The organism is uncultured Roseibium sp., assembly GCF_947494555.1.
Classification (GTDB): Bacteria; Pseudomonadota; Alphaproteobacteria; order Rhizobiales; family Stappiaceae; genus Roseibium.
In genome coordinates this window covers 157,631-174,536 of the sequence record NZ_CANLVF010000008.1, presented here as the reverse complement: position 1 = coordinate 174,536, position 16,906 = coordinate 157,631, and the positions used below count along the sequence as shown (strand labels likewise).

The window sequence follows — 16,906 nt, the reverse complement described above, 5'->3', positions numbered from 1 at the left end:
GCATGGCTCACAAGAACAAAACGTTCCCCTTCAGCCAAAACTGGCCCAGACAAACCCGTAAACGCAATGGCAGCTGCAGCCATCGCAAATAACGTCCTCTTCATTCGTTCCTCCCAGAACAAGCACCGCGGCAGTTGGTCCTGCGGGCGGCTATCGGAATTCAATGGTGGCGCAGTCCTTCGCAAGCCACTTTTGGAATTAAAATTCCATTTTGGATTTATTGCAACAGATTTTTTCCAAAATCAATTTGTCTTGTTCCGCTGCGCACCGACTGAAACGGCCAAGGCTATTGCAAGAGAAAGACTTGCAGACAAGGCGCGGAAAGCGCCGACATCCAACTCGGAAACCAGAAGCTGGATGGCCTTGAAACGGGCAAGGGGACTGGTGACCACGTCCGTGATCGCCACGATATCGGCGCCGGTTTCCCTGGCTTTTTCGGCGATGTCGAGAGTCATTTGTGTGTAGGGAGCGAAGGTTACCGCAATAACCGCGTCATTTGGTTTGATGAGATGGTCCATGTTGATGTTGGCGATCCCGGAATGCAGCACTGCCGGCACATCCATCTTCTCAAATGCATAGGCAAGATAGGACGTCACCGGAAACGCGCGCCGAAACCCCACGAGATGAAGCGTTTCCGCGCGTGCCAGCACATCCACGGCCTGTTGAAGTGCCCGCGGTTCCACCGTCGCCATGAGGTTTTCAAGGGAAGCGCGCCCGACCTCGACAAATTCCGCAAGCAGAGCCGAGGGCGATTCAGTGCCGTGTTCGCGCAGTTTTTCAAGACGTGTCGAATAGTCCGGCCATTTTTGCGAAAAACTTGAGCGAAACAACCGCTGCATCTGGGAAAAACCGGTGAACCCCATTTCCTGACAGAACCGCATCACCGCCGACGGCTGAACATCCGCACCCTGGGCGAGCTCGGCAACTGTTGAAACGGCGACCCGGTCGGGATTGGCTGCAATAAAATCCGCAAATTGCTTCAAGCGCTTTGGAAGATCTTCCGCTGTGTTGCCGAGGCGGGCAAAGAAGGCATCAATCGTGTCAGGTGCATTGTCGCTGCTCACATGCGCTTCAACCGTTTCCTGACTTGCATCATTCATTGTATTGTTCTTTTCCTGCTTGACACATTCCGTGGAAAGTGATTTTGGAATTTTTATTCTAAATTGGCAAGTTGCGAGCACGCACCGTGTAACGCAGTCGCTTCGAAAGGAAAGATCATGGCCGTGAATGTCGCCCTCCTGGGGGCCGGACGTATCGGAAAGGTTCATGCCAAAGCCGTCGGAGTGACGGACGGTGCCAAATTGGTTGCGATCGCAGACGCTTTCGAAGACGCCGCCAAAGCGCTCGCGCAGACCTGCGAAGCAAGGGTCAGCACGATCGACGCCATCGCGGCATCCGACGATGTCAACGCGGTCATCATCTGCACACCGACAACCACGCACGCGGATCTTATCGAGCAGTTTGCGCGAGCCGGCAAAGCCGTGTTCTGTGAGAAGCCGATCGACCTGTCTCTTGAGCGGACTAAGTCGTGCCTCAAGACGGTTCAGGACTGCGGGGCGGTCCTGATGCTGGGGTTCAACCGGCGTTTCGACCCGCATTTTCAGGCCGTGCGCGGCGCCATTGACGAAGGACAGGTCGGGTCTGTCGAAATGGTACAGATCACGTCCCGCGATCCCGAGGCCCCGCCGCCTTCGTATATTCAGTCGTCGGGCGGGATCTTTCGGGACATGACCGTCCATGATTTCGACATGGCAAGGTTTCTCCTCGGCGAAGAGGTCACGACTGTCTATGCAACGGCATCGGTGCTCGTAGATCCGGAGATTGGCAAACTCGGCGACTACGACAGTGCAACCGTCGTGCTGACGACCGCATCCGGCAGGCAGTGCAGTATCTCCAATTCGCGCCGCGCCACTTACGGGTACGATCAGCGGATCGAGGTTCACGGTTCCAAAGGCGCGGTTGCTGCCGAGAACCAGCGTCCGGTTGCTATTGAGGTCGCGACCGAAGATGGGTTCGTGCGGCCGCCACTGCATGATTTCTTCATGACGCGTTACACCGAGGCCTATGCGGCGGAAATTGCCGCATTCGTTCATGCGATTGAAACCGGGACGACCCCGCATCCGACTGGAGAAGACGGGCTGAAGGCCCTGATCCTGGCTGAAGCGGCGCTGAAGTCGGTGGCCGAGCGCCGTTCCGTCGGCGTGGATGAAATCTGAGGTTTTTTACACTCGGCTTCATCCTTCGAGACGGACCTGAAGGTCCTCCTCGGGATGAAGGTGTAGATCCGGCAGATCGCAAAGAAGGATCGGTGGAAATGGACAGCCTGGGCATTGGATTGATCGGCACTGGCTTCATGGGAAAGTGCCACGCGCTGGCCTATGGCTCGGTAAAGGCTGTATTCGGAAATGTCCCGGAGACCCGCCTTGAGGTTCTGTGCGATGTGCCCGCCGACAAGGCGAATAGCTTCGCAAATCAGTTCGGTTTTGCCAGGGGGACGGACGACTGGAAGGATCTTGTTGCTGATCCCAAAGTCGACATCGTCTGCATCACGACGCCAAACAAGGTCCACAAGGACATGGCGACAGCAGCGCTTTATGCCGGCAAACACGTCCATCTTGAGAAGCCGATGGCACTTACGCTCGAAGATGCCAACGCCATGCTGGCGCTTTCAAGGGAAACGGGCGCCAAAACGATCGTCGGCTACAACTACCTTCATAATCCCGCGTTCCGGCATGCGCAGAAACTCATTTCCGAGGGAGCCATCGGGCGGATCGTGCATTTCCGCGGCGCGGTCGACGAAGACTACCAGGCCGACCCTGAACTTGCCTGGACCTGGCGGGCGACAAAGGCCGATGCGGGGCTTGGAACCTTGGGCGACCTTGGGTGTCACCTGATATCACTGGCAACCGGCCTCGTCGGGCCAATCGAAAGCCTTGTTGCGGAAACCAGGACCGTTCACGCCACACGACCAATGGGAGAGGGGGCGCTGGAGCGCCGGGACGTTGAAAACGAGGATATTGCCTCCGCGTTGCTCACCTTCGAAAACGGTGTCCACGGTGTTATCTCCACGTCGCGTAGCGCCTGGGGACGTAAAAGCTACATCGGCTTCGAAGTGCACGGAACGGAAGGCATGATCACGTTCGACCAGGAACGGATGAACGAGCTTCGACTTTATCAAAATCGTGGTCCACTGGCAGAGCAGGGCTTCAAGACGCTTCTTACCGGACCTGCTCATCCACCCTATGGACAATTCGTTCCGGCCGCAGGTCACCAACTTGGTTTCAACGACCTCAAGGTCATCGAAGCCCATGAATTCCTGTGTGCGATCTCGGAAGGCCGGGATGCGCTGCCCTCCTTCAAGGAAGCGCTGCATTTCGAAGCCGTCATCCATGCGATTGCGGAAAGTGGTATGACTGGAACCCGGGTTCAGATCGCTGCCATCTGATCTTCCGGCAGGGACTCGCTCCAGATCCTGAGTTCGTCCAGGAAGCCGAGCGCCGTCCTGCCGAAGTCGGTGATCTCATATTCGACCGAGACCGGTGCGGTCTTGAGAACGGTTCGGGAAACGAGACGGCGTGCTTCAAGCTGCCTGAGCCGCTCTGCAATCATTTTCTTGCTGGCGCCACCCAGCATTCTCGTCAGATCGTTGAAGCGGACCGGGCCGTCCTTCAAATGCCAGAGGATGGAACCGGTCCATTTGCCGCCGAGAATGCGCATGCCGCGTTCGATCGGACAGGGGGCAGTGCATTCTCTCAAAACAACGCGCCTCTTTCCGATTGTCTTCAGGCGTCCGGCCATCTTGAAGCTCCAAACAAAACAAGTTCAAGCAGGTTACAAAAAGTATACTGGTTGATTTTCGTTACCTTATGCCTCATCTGTTTGCCGGGTCAAGCATATGCCGGGGATGAAGCAGAGCCGTGCGCTGAAGTTGATCTTCTTCACCGGTCGGGGCGATCCGGCGCGCAATCGAAAGACGTCGTAACGGAGGGAGCAACAGATGCCGAAGCCGGATATCCACCTATATACCGCCGCCACGATGAACGGTTACAAACCGGTGATTTTCCTGGAAGAAGCGGGAATACCATATGAACTGACCTTCATCGATTTTGCGAAGAAGGAGCAGAAGGCGCCGGACTACCTGAAGCTCAATCCGAACGGCCGCATCCCGACAATTGTCGACCGGAGCAACGGTGATTTTGCAGTGTTCGAGAGCGGTGCGATCCTCTGGTATCTCGCGGAAAGGTATGACTGCTTTTTACCTGCCGAGCCGAAAGCACGATCCGAAACCCTTCAGTGGCTCATGTTCCAGATGGGCGGGATAGGCCCGATGATGGGCCAGGCCATGTATTTTCAGCGCATCGCCGCGCCGAACGGACATGAAGAGCCGTTTTCCGTCAAGCGTTATGTGGACGAAACGCGGCGGCTGCTCGAAGTGCTGGACACAAGACTTGAAGGGCGCGACTGGCTTGCCGGCGATACCTATACGATTGCTGACATGGCGACCTATCCCTGGGCACGCGCCTATGTCTGGGCCAAAGTGTCCGTTGACGGTCTTGATCATCTGCAAGCCTGGTTCGAGCGGATCGACGCACGCCCTGCGGTGCAAAAGGCGCTGACGATACCCAAGGCTCAACCGGCCTTCTGGGGACAGGCAGATGCGTCCGAGTTCCTGAAGGAAAATGCCGCGCGTTTTTCCAGTGATGTGAAGCGCACATAACATCTGTTGGAGCGACACGGGCTCCTGTAACCTTAACATTAACAAACGTTGGACCCGGCGGCCTGGCCGCCTTGTTTCATTTGTACGAGCGGGGGTTTCCTTGGCCAAGGTACTGGTACTTTTTGCGCACCCGAGACCGGACAGGTCTGAGGTGAACTATCCGATGTTTGAAACAGCGCAGGCCGTACAGGGCGTTACTGCTGTCGATCTTTATGCGCGGTATCCGGATTTCGACATCGATGTCGATGCAGAGCAGGCCCAGCTGGTCGAGCATGACGTGATTATCTTTCAGCACCCGCTGTACTGGTACTCGGCTCCTTCGATCATGAAGGAGTGGCAGGATCTGGTTCTGGAATATGGGTTCGCTTACGGCCAGCACGGGCATGAGCTCGACGACAAGATATTCCTGAATGCGGTGACAACCGGTGCCAAGCCGGACGCCTATTCGGAGCAGGGAATGAACCATGCTGACCTGCGTAGCCTGCTCGCACCGTTCGAAAAAACAGCCGACCTCTGCCGGATGAAATACCTTGCGCCGTTTTGCCTGTTCGGCGCCGGCCGGGCCGTTGAAGAAGGGCGGCTCAATGTGCACCGCAATGCCTATGACGACCTCCTGAAAGCGCTCGTTGCAGACCGGCTGGATCTTGAAAAGGCGGCCCGGGCCGACGTTCTGACCGACGTTCTCGACGATTTCATTTTGAAAGGGGAGGTGGTCTGATGGAGCTCCTTAGCGACGCATTCGTTTATTTGTGCGCAGCCGTCATCGCCGTGCCGATCGCAAACAGGCTCGGCCTTGGTTCGGTGCTTGGATATCTGATCGCCGGTGTGGTCATTGGTCCCGTCCTCGGGATTGTCGGGTCGGAGACAACCGAAGTGCAGCATTTCGCCGAGTTCGGTGTGGTGATGATGCTGTTTCTGGTCGGTCTGGAACTGCAACCCGCTGTCTTGTGGAAGATGCGCAAACAGCTGATCGGACTTGGCGGGCTGCAGGTTGTCGGTACCACAGCCGTCTTTGCGGGGATCGGGCTTGCGTTTGGCCTTGCGTGGCAGGGTGCGCTTGCGCTTGGAATGATCCTCGCCCTGTCGTCAACGGCAATCGTTCTGCAGACCCTCAATGAAAAAGGTTGGCTGAAGACACAAGGCGGGCAGAGTTCCTTTTCAGTGTTGCTGACGCAGGATATAGCGGTGATCCCGATGCTCGCCGTCTTGCCGCTTCTGGCAGTCGGTCACGTATCCGGTAGCGGCGCAGCGCATTCTGACGGCAACGGAGGACATGAGGGCGGTGGCGCGCATGGCGGTGAAGCCCTCGCTGCCTTGCCCGGATGGGCCCAGGCACTCGTGATCTTCGCCGTGATTATCGCGATCATCATTGCAGGCCGGCATTTGCTCAGGCCCATCTTCCGGTTCATCGCTGAAGCGCATTTGCGCGAAATCTTCACGGCGACCGCACTCCTGCTCGTAATCGGGATCGCGCTTCTGATGGACTTTGTCGGGCTGTCCCCTGCGCTTGGAACCTTCCTTGCGGGCGTTGTCCTTTCCGACAGCGATTACCGGCATGAACTGGAAAGCGATATCGAGCCCTTCAAAGGGCTGCTGCTCGGACTGTTTTTCCTGACCGTCGGGGCCGGGATCGATTTCAATCTTCTGTTTGGCGCACCTATCACCATCTTCGGACTGGCTCTTGGTCTGATGGCCGTCAAGTTCGCCTTGCTGTTCGGGCTTGGCACGCTGTTCCGCCTGGACGGTCCTGATCGCTGGCTATTTGCGCTCGGGCTTGCCCAGGCCGGCGAATTCGCGTTTGTGCTCTTCGGGTTTGCAAGCAGTTCCGGCGCGCTTGATCAAAGCCTGCTTCGAACCATGACGCTTGTCGTCGCCATATCGATGCTGCTCACACCAGCGCTGTTCATACTCTATGAAAAGGTGATCGCTCCGCGGGCCTCGGTGAAGTCCGACCGGGAGGCGGATGTGATCGACAGCAAGGGCCGCGTCGTGATCGTGGGCATGGGCCGTTTCGGTCAGATCATTTCACGGCTGCTGCTGACCAGCGGCTATGACGTCGTCATCCTGGATCACGATCCGCAGACAGTTGAGAACCTCAGCAAGGTCGGCATCAAAACGTTTTATGGTGATGCCACACGGCCCGATCTGCTGCACACGGCAGGGGTCGGCGATGCGGATCTCTTCATTGCGGCGATCGATGACCGTGACAAGCAGACGCTTGTGGTCGAGCACGTTGCCAAAACCTATCCGAAGGTGAAAATTCTCGCCAGGGCGCGAGATCGCCACCATGTCTACGAGCTGGAAAACGTCGGGGCCCATATCGCGGAGCGGGAAGTGTTCGAAGGTGCGCTGGCCCTCGGACGGCAGGCACTTGTCGAGCTTGGCGGGCATCCGTTCCGGGCCAGAACGAAAACCAAGGAGTTTCGCAATCACGACTTCGCGATGCTTGACGATCTGCGTGAGAATTACAACGACGGCGGCGTCGACAAATCCTACATTGACGCGATGCGCGCCCATGCCGAAACGCTGTTCGACATCATGAGGGTTGATCGCGGTGAAGAGCGTCATGACCGCACGGAGCGTGGATGGAACCCACCCCCGAAAAGCGATGCGACCCTGGGACTGGAAACCGAAGGAGAAGAAACCCGTGGCTGATTTATCAGATCTTGATATGGACGAGGTTCTTCAGATCGATATCGTCTCCGATGTTGTCTGTCCCTGGTGTATTGTCGGTTTCAAGCAGCTGGAACAGGCCATACAGCGGACACAGGCCTCCGCAAGCGTAAAATGGCACCCTTTCGAACTCAATCCGGATATGCCGGCCGAAGGCGAAAACCTGCGCGATCACATCATGCGCAAATACGGGTCGACAAAAGAGCAATCCGAAGATGCGCGCAAGCGCCTGACGGAGATTGGAAGCGGACTGGGCTTTGAGTTCAAGTTCACCGAAGACATGCAGATGGTGAATACATTCAAGGCACATCAACTGTTGCACTGGGCCGCGAGCGAGGGCAAGGAACACGTTCTCAAAATGGCTTTGTTCACCGCCTATTTCCGGGATCGACGGGATCTCAACGATGATCATGTTCTGGCTGATGTCGCACATAACGTCGGTCTCGACAGAGCAGTCGCATTGAGTGTCCTGGAAGACGGCCGTTATGCGGATCAGGTGAGGCAGGAAGAAACGTTCTGGACACAGAACGGGATCCAAGGTGTTCCGGCCGTGATCTTCAACCGGCGGCATCTGGTAACGGGTGCACAGGGCGTCGACGCTTATGAATCGATCATCCGGCAATTGCTGGCGGGTGAGGCCGCCTGAGGTCAGGAATGACGGTTTGAACTGCAGATCTGCGTGTTACTCACTACCAGATATCCAATTCTCCGTCGTCATCCAGGCCAAGCGTAAGCGCGAGCCGGGACCGGTGAGCCAAGAGACCCTCTATGGCTCCCCGTTCCCGGGTCTTCGCTTCGCTGCGCCCGGGATGACGAACTGAATGACTTTGATCGTCAACGTTCTGCATTGAGCCATCCGCGCCGTTATCTTCAACCGGCGGCATCTGGTGTCCGGCCTAAAGGGTGTTGAGTCTTTTAAGACGATTATCCGGCAGCCGACCAAGAGCGGCGCGAAATGAGGCGAACATTGAGGGCAAAAACTGCAAGCCCCAATGCAAAGTCTCCTGTTCGTTTCTGCTTCCCAATTGTCATCCCGGTTTGCTGCGTAACCGGCAAGACCGGGATCCAGAATTCCATCTGGCCGGTTGAGAAAAGACGGACAGACAAGGGTTTACTGGTTTCCGGCCTTCCGCTGCGCTTCGGCCGGAATGACAAGCAGAGGACCAGAGGATCACCCGCAAAGTCGTGAAACAAATCCGGTAATGATGGACTGCCAAAGGAACCCATACCGTTCGGCGGAAAGACCTTCTAGAGATTTTCGAAAAGAACACCGGCCGCCTCGATCCGACCGACCGGCGTTTCGGCAGGTTCCGAACCGTAATTGACCCAGATCCTCTGGCTGGCTGTTTCCCGGCAGCGAACGCCGCCCTCGAGCGCGATCGTCTCAAGTCCGGTCTGCTGACAAAGCCCGGAAAGAAGGTGCATCCAAGCTGTCTCGTCGCAGGCACCGCCAACATAGGTCATGTTTTCAGACCGCATGACGGCGATCTGACCATCTTCGAGTGTCATGACAACTTCGGCAGAACCTTCGAGCTCCTCGCGATAGCCGACAAAGCATCCGCCGCCCTTCAACGGCATCGGCATATCGGGTCGAACGCTTTCAACCCGCGCGACGGTGACATCGACGTTGGGCATATCGGGAGGCAGTGGAACCGGGATGACCATATCGGCGTTGCGCGCCGCGGTCCGTGGCCCGATCACGACATGGGCTTCAGTTTCTGCGAGCGCGCGCTTCAAGTCCTGGGGCATGTAGATCATGCCGGGGGCAAGCACGAGCTTGTAACCCGAGAAGTCGCGTGTGTCGGCCCGGAGGATATCGATGGACAGTCCGAGTTTTCTGAGCGCCTTGTAGACGTCGAACACGATCTGGAAGTAGTTGAGACCTGCACCATGCGGCTGGGTGGCCCAGGCGAAATCGGCATCGTAGTCATAGATCAGCGCAACCGGTGCCTGTTTGATCGAGACATCCGGGGCATCGCGTAGCTCATCTGCAACCTGCCTGGCTTCAGTCAGTGCAGGTGCGTCCGCATTGTCGGGGCGAAGCATGCCGGCATGCATCTGTTCCTGGGCAAAGGGGGCCTGGCGCCAGCGGAAATAACAGACGGCTTCGGCACCATGTGCATAGGCTTCCCAGGCCCACAGGCGCATCATCCCGGGCATTGGGGCGGGATTATACGGCGCCCAGTTGACCGGCCCCGGCTGCTGCTCCATGACCCACCAGCGTCCCCTGCCGACTGCCCGGTAAAGGTCGTGATGCAACGCCTGGAAATCCGGATCGCCCTGACGGGCGTAGGTCCGCTGATGCTGTTCATCCGCTCCGACCCTGTCTTCCAGGAACCCGAGCGGGTAACTGTCCCAGGTCGCGATATCAAGATCGTCACCAACCTTGAAATGGTCGAATTCCGTGATCCGGCCCATGAAATTGTGGCTGGTCGGTGCTTTGGAATATTCGCGGATGATTTCCACCTGGCGCCGATTGAAACTTGCGACCTGATCTGAAGAAAAGCGGCGGAATGCCAGCACATGAGACGGGTTTGGTTCGGTCACGGTCAGATTGGGCAGTCCGATTTCGCCGAATGAACCATATTCCATCGACCAGAAGACGTTGCCCCAGGCACGATTGAGGGCGTCGATGGCTCCGTAACGGTCCTTGAGCCACGACCTGAACGCGTTGAGCGCGGCAGGCGTATAGGAATGCGTCGTGTCGTGGCAGCCGTATTCGTTGTCGGTCTGCCATGCGGCAACATAGGGGTTGTAGCCATAACGTTCGGCAAACAGCCGGACGATCCGGTCGCTTTCTTCCCGGTATCCCTGATGCGAAAAGCAGTAATGGCGACGAGAGCCGAAACCTCTTGGATTTCCGTTTGCATCCAGCGCGATCATGTCGGGATGTTTGTCGACAAGCCATCTGGGGGGCGTTGCCGTCGGTGTGCCGAGAACGACCTTCAATCCCGCCGCACCCAAAATTCCGATGGACCGGTCCATCCAGTCAAACTGAAGGTCACCGGGAGAAGGCTCCAGCCGCGACCACGCAAATTCGCCGATCCGTACCCAGGTCAGGCCTGTTTCCGCCATGCGGCGGGCGTCGGCTTCCCACATCTCTTCCGGCCAGTGCTCTGGATAGTAGCAGGTCCCTAGCGTGCGCTTCATCTGGCTTCTCTCATCAAATTTGTTGTCCCGGTCGGCGACAGCGCGCCAGGGCCGGGCGGCCACTCGTCCTGAAGTCAGGTTGGTCTTTGCGGAATTGTACCGGATCCCTGCCTTCGCAGCGATGACAACCGCAGGTGACCTGGTTCAAGGGCGATCGGCGGCCAGAGTATTCCTGTTTTTGGTCAAAGAATGACGCGGTGCTCCGCTTGCCCGCGTGCAGACACCTGGGCGAAATAGGTTTTGCCTTCCCAGTCGCCGTTCAGACCCACTGCGGCCGAGGTTGCGAACAGGGTTTGAAGGTCTGCACCTCCGAATGCCGGACAGGAGATCTGCCGCGCGCGGAACGAAACTTCCTCAACAAAGCTGCCGTTCGGCGTATATCGCGCGACACGGTTGGCACCCCATTGTGCGTTCCAGAGGTAACCTTCGCTGTCGACAACGGCGCCGTCGGGATTGTGTCCTTCCTTCGAAAGGTCGGTGAAGAGCGTGGGTGTTGCCGTAGGCCATCCGTTGTCGTCGAGGACAACTTGTTGAATTGTCTGGGTTGCCGTATCGGCGAAGTAGGCTTTTTGCCCATCGGGCGAAAAGCAGATCGCGTTGGTGATCGTGATGCCGGAGTAAAGCCGTCGCAGTTCGCCACGGTAGTAGCGGTAAATCGCGCCTTTGCCTTGTTCGGCATTGATCCCCATCGTGCCGATCCAGAACCCGCCCTTGGGGTCAGCGCGGCCGTCATTCGATCTGGTAACAGGATCATCCGCTTCCAGTGTGCACAGTTTCATTCTGGCTTCGGTGTCAAGGTTGAACAGAAAGAGCTGGCTCGCGCTCGCGATCATCAACTCCGACTTGCTGACCCAGCCAGCGGCCGAAACATACTCGTCAAAATCCCAGGATTTGGTCGTGCCATTTTCCCGTGACAACAGACGCCGGTTCAGGACGTCGAACCAGAAAAGCTGCTGGCGTTCCGGGTGCCAAAGCGGTCCCTCGCCGAGCGTACAGGGCCGCTCGTCAAATATGTTTGTCATTATTATTATCCGCTGGCTGAGACGGCAGTGTCATAGGCGCTGACAATCTGCGCGGCGCGTTCCTTGACGTCCGCGACGGTGAGGCCCGGTTTATAGAGGGCGGTTCCGATCCCGAATCCTGTCGCGCCTGCCTGAAACCAGGCCCCGAAATTGTCCGGACCGGCGCCACCGACCGCATAGGTCGGGGTTTCCTTCGGTAAAACCGCGAGCATGGCTTTCAGTCCGTCGGGCCCGATCAGGGATGCAGGAAAGAATTTCAGTCCGTCCGCTCCACAGCGCAGAGCCGTAAAACACTCGCTCGGGGTCATGACCCCCGGAAAAGAGGACATGTCCTCCGCTTTCGTGGCGAGAATTACGTCGGGATTGCAATCAGGCGAAACAATCAAGGTTCCGCCCGCCGACTTGACTTCAAGCACCTGTTCGGGTGTCAGAACGGTTCCAGCGCCAATCTCAGCACGGTCAGAATACGCTTTGACCATGGATTCGATGCTCTTGAAGGGATCCGGAGAGTTCAACGGAACTTCGATGCGGGTGATGCCAGCGTCGATCAGGCATTCAGCGATAGGCAATGCCTCAGGTGGGGTCAAGCCCCGCAGGATTGCGATAAGATTCCGGCTCATGAGGAAACCTTTGAATAGGAAGAATAGGCAAGCGCAAGGCCATTCAGCGTGGTGGCCTCAGCGTTGATCACTTCGGACTTGTGTCCGAGGCGGGCAAGCGCCCTCTGGTATGCCGTGGCAATCTGGTCGCTCCCCAGCAGGATGACGGCTGAAAGATCAAACTCATCTCTCACCGCGGCGAGTTCAGCGCCAATCAACAGACCCGAAAGACGCCCCCTGGCCGATTGCGGTGACAAGCCGGCAACAAGACCACCAGCGCGGATACCGAAGAGGCTTGTAGCGATCGACTGTGGGCGACCGGCAACCTGCTCAACAGCCTCGTCAAACGCGGTTTGATCCATTTCCTTCGGCGAGAGGCTGTGTTGCAGGACGGAGCGCGCGGAAAGGAGTGCGAACATTTCCCCCGTCATGCAGGTCCTGAAATGCTCTACGATACCGTCCTGGAGCCTGACCCATTTCGAGTGTGTTCCCGGCAAACAAAGGGTTCCCGAGAACCCGGCGTTTTCCGACAGAAAACCGGCAATCTGGGTTTCCTCGCCGCGCATGACATCGGCCGGATCAGGTTGCTTGATGCCGGGCAGAATGCGCACGTCGAGGCGCTCATCCAAAGAACGGACTGTGGTTGCGTCTTTGAGGGCAGGCGGTGCGCAGGGGGTTGTTTTATAGGGGGCCTCCGCCCAGCCCTGACGGGACCCGGCCATGCCGCAGATCACGACGGCAGTTTTGCCGGCGGGACGAATGAGGTCACCAATCAGTTCAAGCAGGGTCGGTTCGAACTCGTCTTTTTCAAGACTGCTCATCCCTTTGCTTGAGCTGCGATGGGCGATGATATTGTCTTGAGAATCAAGCGCCCAGGCGCGCAGATTGGTTGTGCCCCAATCCACCGCGATCCAGTCCGCTTTTGCCTGAAGGCTCATCCCGTCACCACTACTCCACCGTCGACGACGATCGCTTGCCCTGTCATGCCCCTGCTGGTCTTCGATGCCAGGAACAGGACGGGATCGACCATGTCTTCAGGCGCTAATTCAAACTTCAGGCACTGGCGGTCAATATGCGCCGCGAGTGCTTCCGGCGTCACCCACATGTCTTTTTGTTTTTGTGTCAGCACCCAGCCGGGTGCGATGGCATTGACCCGGATGTTTTCCGGACCAAACTCGCGGGCAAGGCTCCGCGTCATTCCGTTAATCCCGGAATTGGCAGTCGTGTATGAGGCATAGCCTGCATTGCCCATCATATACGAAATCGACGTGAAATTGACGATCGATCCGCCTCCGGCCGCGCGCATTCCCGCAACTACATGCTGACATGCAAAGAAATAGGCCTTCAGATTAATGGCCTGGGACCAATCCCAGAATTCCTCATCCACTTCTTCCGTTGCGTGGCGTTTGTCGTTGGCGGCGTTGTTGACAAGCACCGTAATAGCGTCGTGCGCTTCGGCAGCCTTGTCGATTGCGCCTTTAAGCTGGCCAATATTGGAGATATCGCAAGGCAGAAACAGCGGTCGGTTGCCGTGCAGGCGCTCCATCTCATCGCAAAATTCTGTCGCATCCGAACGTTGGACGAAGGCAACCTTTGCACCCTGGGCCAAAAATCCGCTTGTGAGTTCCGCGCCGATGCCGGAACCGCCGCCGGTAATGAAGACCGACTGGCCTTTCAGGTCAGGATAGTTTGCGTGCATATGACGCTCCCTTCTGTTTTGCCACGGCACCTCAAAACACTGTGCCGGCAAATTCTTGTCTGTTCAGAGCCGTTTTGCTTCCAGAACCCAGATCGTTTCCGGGAAGCGCCAGGGCAAAATGAGACCATGCGACATGAGATACTGCCCGCTTGCCTCTAGGTCATTTTTCTTCAGGAGCGGAGACCCGCGGGACAGGCCCGGCGCCTCGGCACGATTGATCAGCGTGATCCTATAGAGTGCGTTTTTGTCGAGGCCGGTCAGCCGCAACGGGTATTGCAAAATCTGGTTCGAAGGACGCACGAGTGCTGCAAAGACAACAAAACGGCCGCCGTCCTCTGCCAGTTGCTGCTCTGCGAACAATGCCGGATCTGCGCTGTCCAGGCGCAAAATGTCGGCCGTTGCCATCCAGTCCCTGTTTGCCTTCCACCAGCTGGTGACCGATTTCAGGATGTCTGCTTCCTCATCAGACAATTCCCGAGGGTCCATTTCGAAACCCATATGCCGTTGAGCTGCCGTCCAGGCACGAAACTTGCCGTTTATCGTGCGGCCCGATGTGTGGCTGACACGCGGGCCGACATGCGATCCTGTCACGCTTGCGGGAAGAAACAGGGACGCGTCATGCTGAATGCGCTGCCGTTCGAGGGCGTCGTTGCTGTCCGAGAGCCAGACCCTGTGCGTCCGCTTCAAAATTCCGAAATCGACCCTGCCGCCGCCAGAAGCGCAGCTTTCGATCTCGACATGTGGAAAGTCCGCGCGCAGGCGATCGATGAGGGTGTAGAGCCCTTCGGTTTGAGCCGCATCGACTACGGGCAAAACGCGATTGTGGTCCCATTTGATGTAGCCGATATCATTTTCCGAAAGCACCTTGGCGATGCAATTGAACAGATAGTCATGTACGTCCTCGCGCGACATATCGAGGACAAGTTGCTGCCGACCCTTCGGCTGATCGGCCGATCCCAGAACCCAATCAGGATGCGCCCGGAACAGGTCGCTGTTTTCGTTGATCATCTCTGGTTCGAACCAGATGCCGAATTCGAGTCCGAGCGATTTGACGTGGTCGATGAGCGGTTTAAGCCCGTCGGGGTATTTCCGCTTGTCGACGACCCAGTCACCAAGGGAGGATGTGTCATCGTCCCTTTGGCCGAACCATCCATCGTCCAGCACAAAACGCTCGGCCCCCAGGTCCGCCGCCCTGGAGGCAATTGACTTCAGTTCGTCAAGCTTGTGATCGAAATATACGGCTTCCCAGCAATTATAATGGACCGGGCGCGGCATTTTCGCACCGGAAACCAGCTGGTTCCTGACGTATCTTTGGAAACGCACCGCGGCGCCGTTGAAACCGGTGCCGGAATAAGTGGCGAAGAGTGGTGCCGTCCGGAATGCATGGTTCTTTTTCATGCTTGCGGATGCATGACCGAACTGGACCTGGCGCCGTCCGTCGGCCAGTTCCTCTGCGACCATCCTGTGACCGCCGGACCATCCGTAGTGATACGCGTAGGCTTCTCCTGACGTATTGCTCGTTTGGCTCGAACAAACAATCAGGGCGGGGAAGTGCGCATGATCGGTGCGGCCGGTCCGGTTGTCCCGCACTCTTGCTCCCGGTGCAAAGGGAAGTCTGCGCGTCAGGAACTCCGCGCACCAGCGGCCGGAATACTCGATCATTTCCCCCATATGGGCGGGAACGGGGAGCACCGGGGCTGCGAGCCAGTCAACCGTAATCTTGTGTGCGCTTTCCAGATGGGTTTGCATCTGCAAGAGCGACGTTTCCGGATCTATCGACAGTTCGAGGACAAGGCTCAGATCGAGGTCGGTGTCGGCATAAACAAGCGTCAGGCCGTGCTCAGACACCGTTTCGCTCGAAAAGCGAAACCGTGGTGTGAGCGGCTGGCCGTCGGCGTCCCGACCGGTCAGTCCCGACTGACCGGGAAAGGTCTGGGATGCTTCCGGGTTCAGGCTGATGGGCGCATTCCGGTCCACCATGCCGCCCGTGACATCTGTTACTGCAGCGGCTGCAAGCGACTGATACGATTGCTGTTCCGGAAGCGCAGGCCCCCAATAAACCGCTTCGGGAAGGCAGTCCCCCAAGCTGGCGAGCACCAGGCTTTGATAATCATCGCCGAGATGCCAGGTCCTAGCCTGCATTCCCTTAACTCCACACACTCTTTTTTGTATTCAGACCGGCCTGATACAGGCCGATCATTTAACAGCCCCGAGTGTCAGGCCGGCGATAAAGTGCCGCTGCATCAAGAAGAACATGGCCACCGGCGGAAGCGCTGCAACGATCGAACCGGCACTCATCAGATGATACGCGGCGCGATATTGCGCATTGAACGAGGTGATCCCTGCCGTGACCGGCTGGCTTTCCACGCCCTGCGTCAGAACAATTGCCCAGAAATAGTCGTTCCAGATAAAGGTGAACATCAGAACAGAGAGCGCGGCAATAGCAGGCTTCATCAGCGGAAGCACCACGAACCAGAAAATCCGCCATTCCGAGATACCTTCTACGCGCGCCGCCTCGATCAACTCGAAGGGGAGGGCGCGGATGAAGTTTCGCATGAACAGGGTGCAGAACCCGGTCTGGAAGGCAACGTGGAACAGAACCAGACCCGTTATGGTGTTGTAGAGACCCAGCTGAAGCGTGAGGTCACGAACGGGGACCATCAGGATCTGGAACGGAACGAAATTGCCGGCGACAAACATGAAGAAGATCCAGATGTTTGCCTTGAACTTGTAGATGCCGAGCGCAAATCCGGTCATGCAGGAGAGCGCCACGGCACCGATCACGGTCGGGATCGTGATCTTGAACGAGTTCAGCATGTATTGCGGCATGTCGGATGCGGTAAACACCAGCCAGTAGTTGGCAAACCCCTTGAATTCCGACGGCCAGCCCCAATAGTTCGCGTTGGCGAAGTCGGATTCGGGCTTGACCGAGAAAATGGCAACGGCGATGAGGGGCAGCAGCCAGAGGATCAGCGCCAGCGGCAGGAACGACTGATAGGTCACTTGCCATGAGCGCGGTGTGCGTTCGATCGGTGTCGGAAACATC

At 57.5% G+C, this 16,906-nt stretch carries 16 protein-coding genes; 6 read left to right on the top strand and 10 right to left on the bottom strand.

Going from position 1 to position 16,906, the window contains the following annotated elements; all coding sequences use genetic code 11:
- Window positions 1–242: 242 nt before the first annotated feature.
- Entirely contained in the window at window positions 243–1,064 is an 822-nt protein-coding gene (locus Q0915_RS29960; protein WP_299484011.1) for a MurR/RpiR family transcriptional regulator, read from the bottom strand.
- 153 nt (window positions 1,065–1,217) lie between these two features.
- Between Q0915_RS29960 and iolG the strand changes: the two genes are divergently transcribed.
- On the top strand, window positions 1,218–2,216 hold the full coding sequence (gene iolG / locus Q0915_RS29955; protein WP_299484008.1) for an inositol 2-dehydrogenase: 999 nt from the start codon (window positions 1,218–1,220) through the stop codon (window positions 2,214–2,216).
- A gap of 98 nt (window positions 2,217–2,314) precedes the next feature.
- Window positions 2,315–3,445: a Gfo/Idh/MocA family oxidoreductase gene (locus Q0915_RS29950; protein ID WP_299484007.1), complete on the top strand. Its 1,131-nt coding sequence runs from the start codon at window positions 2,315–2,317 to the stop codon at window positions 3,443–3,445.
- Here the strand turns inward: Q0915_RS29950 and Q0915_RS29945 are convergent.
- Complete coding sequence (locus Q0915_RS29945; RefSeq protein ID WP_299484006.1) at window positions 3,427–3,798, bottom strand: helix-turn-helix domain-containing protein; 372 nt, start codon at window positions 3,796–3,798, stop codon at window positions 3,427–3,429. The two genes, Q0915_RS29950 and Q0915_RS29945, sit on opposite strands and share 19 nt — an antisense overlap.
- A 199-nt stretch (window positions 3,799–3,997) precedes the next feature.
- Between Q0915_RS29945 and Q0915_RS29940 the strand changes: the two genes are divergently transcribed.
- From Q0915_RS29940 to Q0915_RS29925, 4 genes are all read left to right on the top strand, one after another.
- Window positions 3,998–4,717: a glutathione binding-like protein gene (locus Q0915_RS29940; RefSeq protein ID WP_299484005.1), complete on the top strand. Its 720-nt coding sequence runs from the start codon at window positions 3,998–4,000 to the stop codon at window positions 4,715–4,717.
- A 100-nt stretch (window positions 4,718–4,817) separates the two neighbouring features.
- A complete protein-coding gene (locus tag Q0915_RS29935; RefSeq protein WP_299484004.1) occupies window positions 4,818–5,435 on the top strand; it encodes an NAD(P)H-dependent oxidoreductase in 618 nt (205 codons plus the stop codon).
- On the top strand, window positions 5,435–7,372 hold the full coding sequence (locus Q0915_RS29930; protein WP_299484003.1) for a monovalent cation:proton antiporter-2 (CPA2) family protein: 1,938 nt from the start codon (window positions 5,435–5,437) through the stop codon (window positions 7,370–7,372). The genes Q0915_RS29935 and Q0915_RS29930 overlap by 1 nt, the downstream gene beginning before the upstream one ends.
- Complete coding sequence (locus Q0915_RS29925; protein ID WP_299484002.1) at window positions 7,365–8,036, top strand: DsbA family oxidoreductase; 672 nt, start codon at window positions 7,365–7,367, stop codon at window positions 8,034–8,036. The genes Q0915_RS29930 and Q0915_RS29925 overlap by 8 nt, the downstream gene beginning before the upstream one ends.
- A gap of 43 nt (window positions 8,037–8,079) precedes the next feature.
- Here the strand turns inward: Q0915_RS29925 and Q0915_RS29920 are convergent, their stop codons facing one another.
- The 8 genes from Q0915_RS29920 to Q0915_RS29885 all read right to left on the bottom strand — a co-directional run bounded on the left by Q0915_RS29920 (window position 8,080) and on the right by Q0915_RS29885 (window position 16,905).
- Window positions 8,080–8,238 carry a hypothetical protein gene (locus Q0915_RS29920; RefSeq protein ID WP_299484001.1) on the bottom strand — a complete coding sequence of 53 codons (159 nt, stop codon included), beginning with the start codon at window positions 8,236–8,238 and terminating at the stop codon, window positions 8,080–8,082.
- A gap of 400 nt (window positions 8,239–8,638) precedes the next feature.
- Window positions 8,639–10,540: a beta-galactosidase gene (locus tag Q0915_RS29915; RefSeq protein ID WP_299484000.1), complete on the bottom strand. Its 1,902-nt coding sequence runs from the start codon at window positions 10,538–10,540 to the stop codon at window positions 8,639–8,641.
- 182 nt (window positions 10,541–10,722) lie between these two features.
- Entirely contained in the window at window positions 10,723–11,562 is an 840-nt protein-coding gene (locus tag Q0915_RS29910) for an SMP-30/gluconolactonase/LRE family protein (RefSeq protein ID WP_299483999.1), read from the bottom strand.
- A 5-nt stretch (window positions 11,563–11,567) separates the two neighbouring features.
- On the bottom strand, window positions 11,568–12,182 hold the full coding sequence (locus Q0915_RS29905; protein ID WP_299483998.1) for a 2-dehydro-3-deoxy-6-phosphogalactonate aldolase: 615 nt from the start codon (window positions 12,180–12,182) through the stop codon (window positions 11,568–11,570).
- A complete protein-coding gene (locus tag Q0915_RS29900) occupies window positions 12,179–13,099 on the bottom strand; it encodes a 2-dehydro-3-deoxygalactonokinase (protein ID WP_299483997.1) in 921 nt (306 codons plus the stop codon). Before Q0915_RS29900 ends, Q0915_RS29905 begins: the two co-directional genes overlap by 4 nt.
- Window positions 13,096–13,860: an SDR family oxidoreductase gene (locus tag Q0915_RS29895; protein ID WP_299483996.1), complete on the bottom strand. Its 765-nt coding sequence runs from the start codon at window positions 13,858–13,860 to the stop codon at window positions 13,096–13,098. The genes Q0915_RS29900 and Q0915_RS29895 overlap by 4 nt, the downstream gene beginning before the upstream one ends.
- Window positions 13,861–13,923: 63 nt before the next feature.
- Window positions 13,924–16,002 (bottom strand): alpha-galactosidase, encoded by a 2,079-nt coding sequence (locus tag Q0915_RS29890; protein WP_299483995.1) that lies wholly within the window; start codon window positions 16,000–16,002, stop codon window positions 13,924–13,926.
- Window positions 16,003–16,056: 54 nt separating this feature from the next.
- The gene (locus Q0915_RS29885) at window positions 16,057–16,905 is read right to left on the bottom strand and encodes a carbohydrate ABC transporter permease (protein ID WP_299483994.1); all 849 of its coding nucleotides are present in this window, start codon (window positions 16,903–16,905) and stop codon (window positions 16,057–16,059) included.
- Window position 16,906 lies beyond the last annotated feature (1 nt).

Bases quoted from the DNA above. Each gene is read 5' to 3' on its own strand.
- iolG (WP_299484008.1), top strand. From the start codon at position 1,218: ATGGCCGTGAATGTCGCCCTCCTGGGGGCCGGACGTATCGGAAAGGTT.
- Q0915_RS29950 (WP_299484007.1), top strand. From the start codon at position 2,315: ATGGACAGCCTGGGCATTGGATTGATCGGCACTGGCTTCATGGGAAAG.
- Q0915_RS29945 (WP_299484006.1), bottom strand. From the start codon at position 3,798: ATGGCCGGACGCCTGAAGACAATCGGAAAGAGGCGCGTTGTTTTGAGA.
- Q0915_RS29940 (WP_299484005.1), top strand. From the start codon at position 3,998: ATGCCGAAGCCGGATATCCACCTATATACCGCCGCCACGATGAACGGT.
- Q0915_RS29930 (WP_299484003.1), top strand. From the start codon at position 5,435: ATGGAGCTCCTTAGCGACGCATTCGTTTATTTGTGCGCAGCCGTCATC.
- Q0915_RS29920 (WP_299484001.1), bottom strand. From the start codon at position 8,238: ATGCAGAACGTTGACGATCAAAGTCATTCAGTTCGTCATCCCGGGCGC.
- Q0915_RS29915 (WP_299484000.1), bottom strand. From the start codon at position 10,540: ATGAAGCGCACGCTAGGGACCTGCTACTATCCAGAGCACTGGCCGGAA.
- Q0915_RS29910 (WP_299483999.1), bottom strand. From the start codon at position 11,562: ATGACAAACATATTTGACGAGCGGCCCTGTACGCTCGGCGAGGGACCG.
- Q0915_RS29905 (WP_299483998.1), bottom strand. From the start codon at position 12,182: ATGAGCCGGAATCTTATCGCAATCCTGCGGGGCTTGACCCCACCTGAG.
- Q0915_RS29900 (WP_299483997.1), bottom strand. From the start codon at position 13,099: ATGAGCCTTCAGGCAAAAGCGGACTGGATCGCGGTGGATTGGGGCACA.
- Q0915_RS29895 (WP_299483996.1), bottom strand. From the start codon at position 13,860: ATGCACGCAAACTATCCTGACCTGAAAGGCCAGTCGGTCTTCATTACC.
- Q0915_RS29890 (WP_299483995.1), bottom strand. From the start codon at position 16,002: ATGCAGGCTAGGACCTGGCATCTCGGCGATGATTATCAAAGCCTGGTG.
- Q0915_RS29885 (WP_299483994.1), bottom strand. From the start codon at position 16,905: ATGTTTCCGACACCGATCGAACGCACACCGCGCTCATGGCAAGTGACC.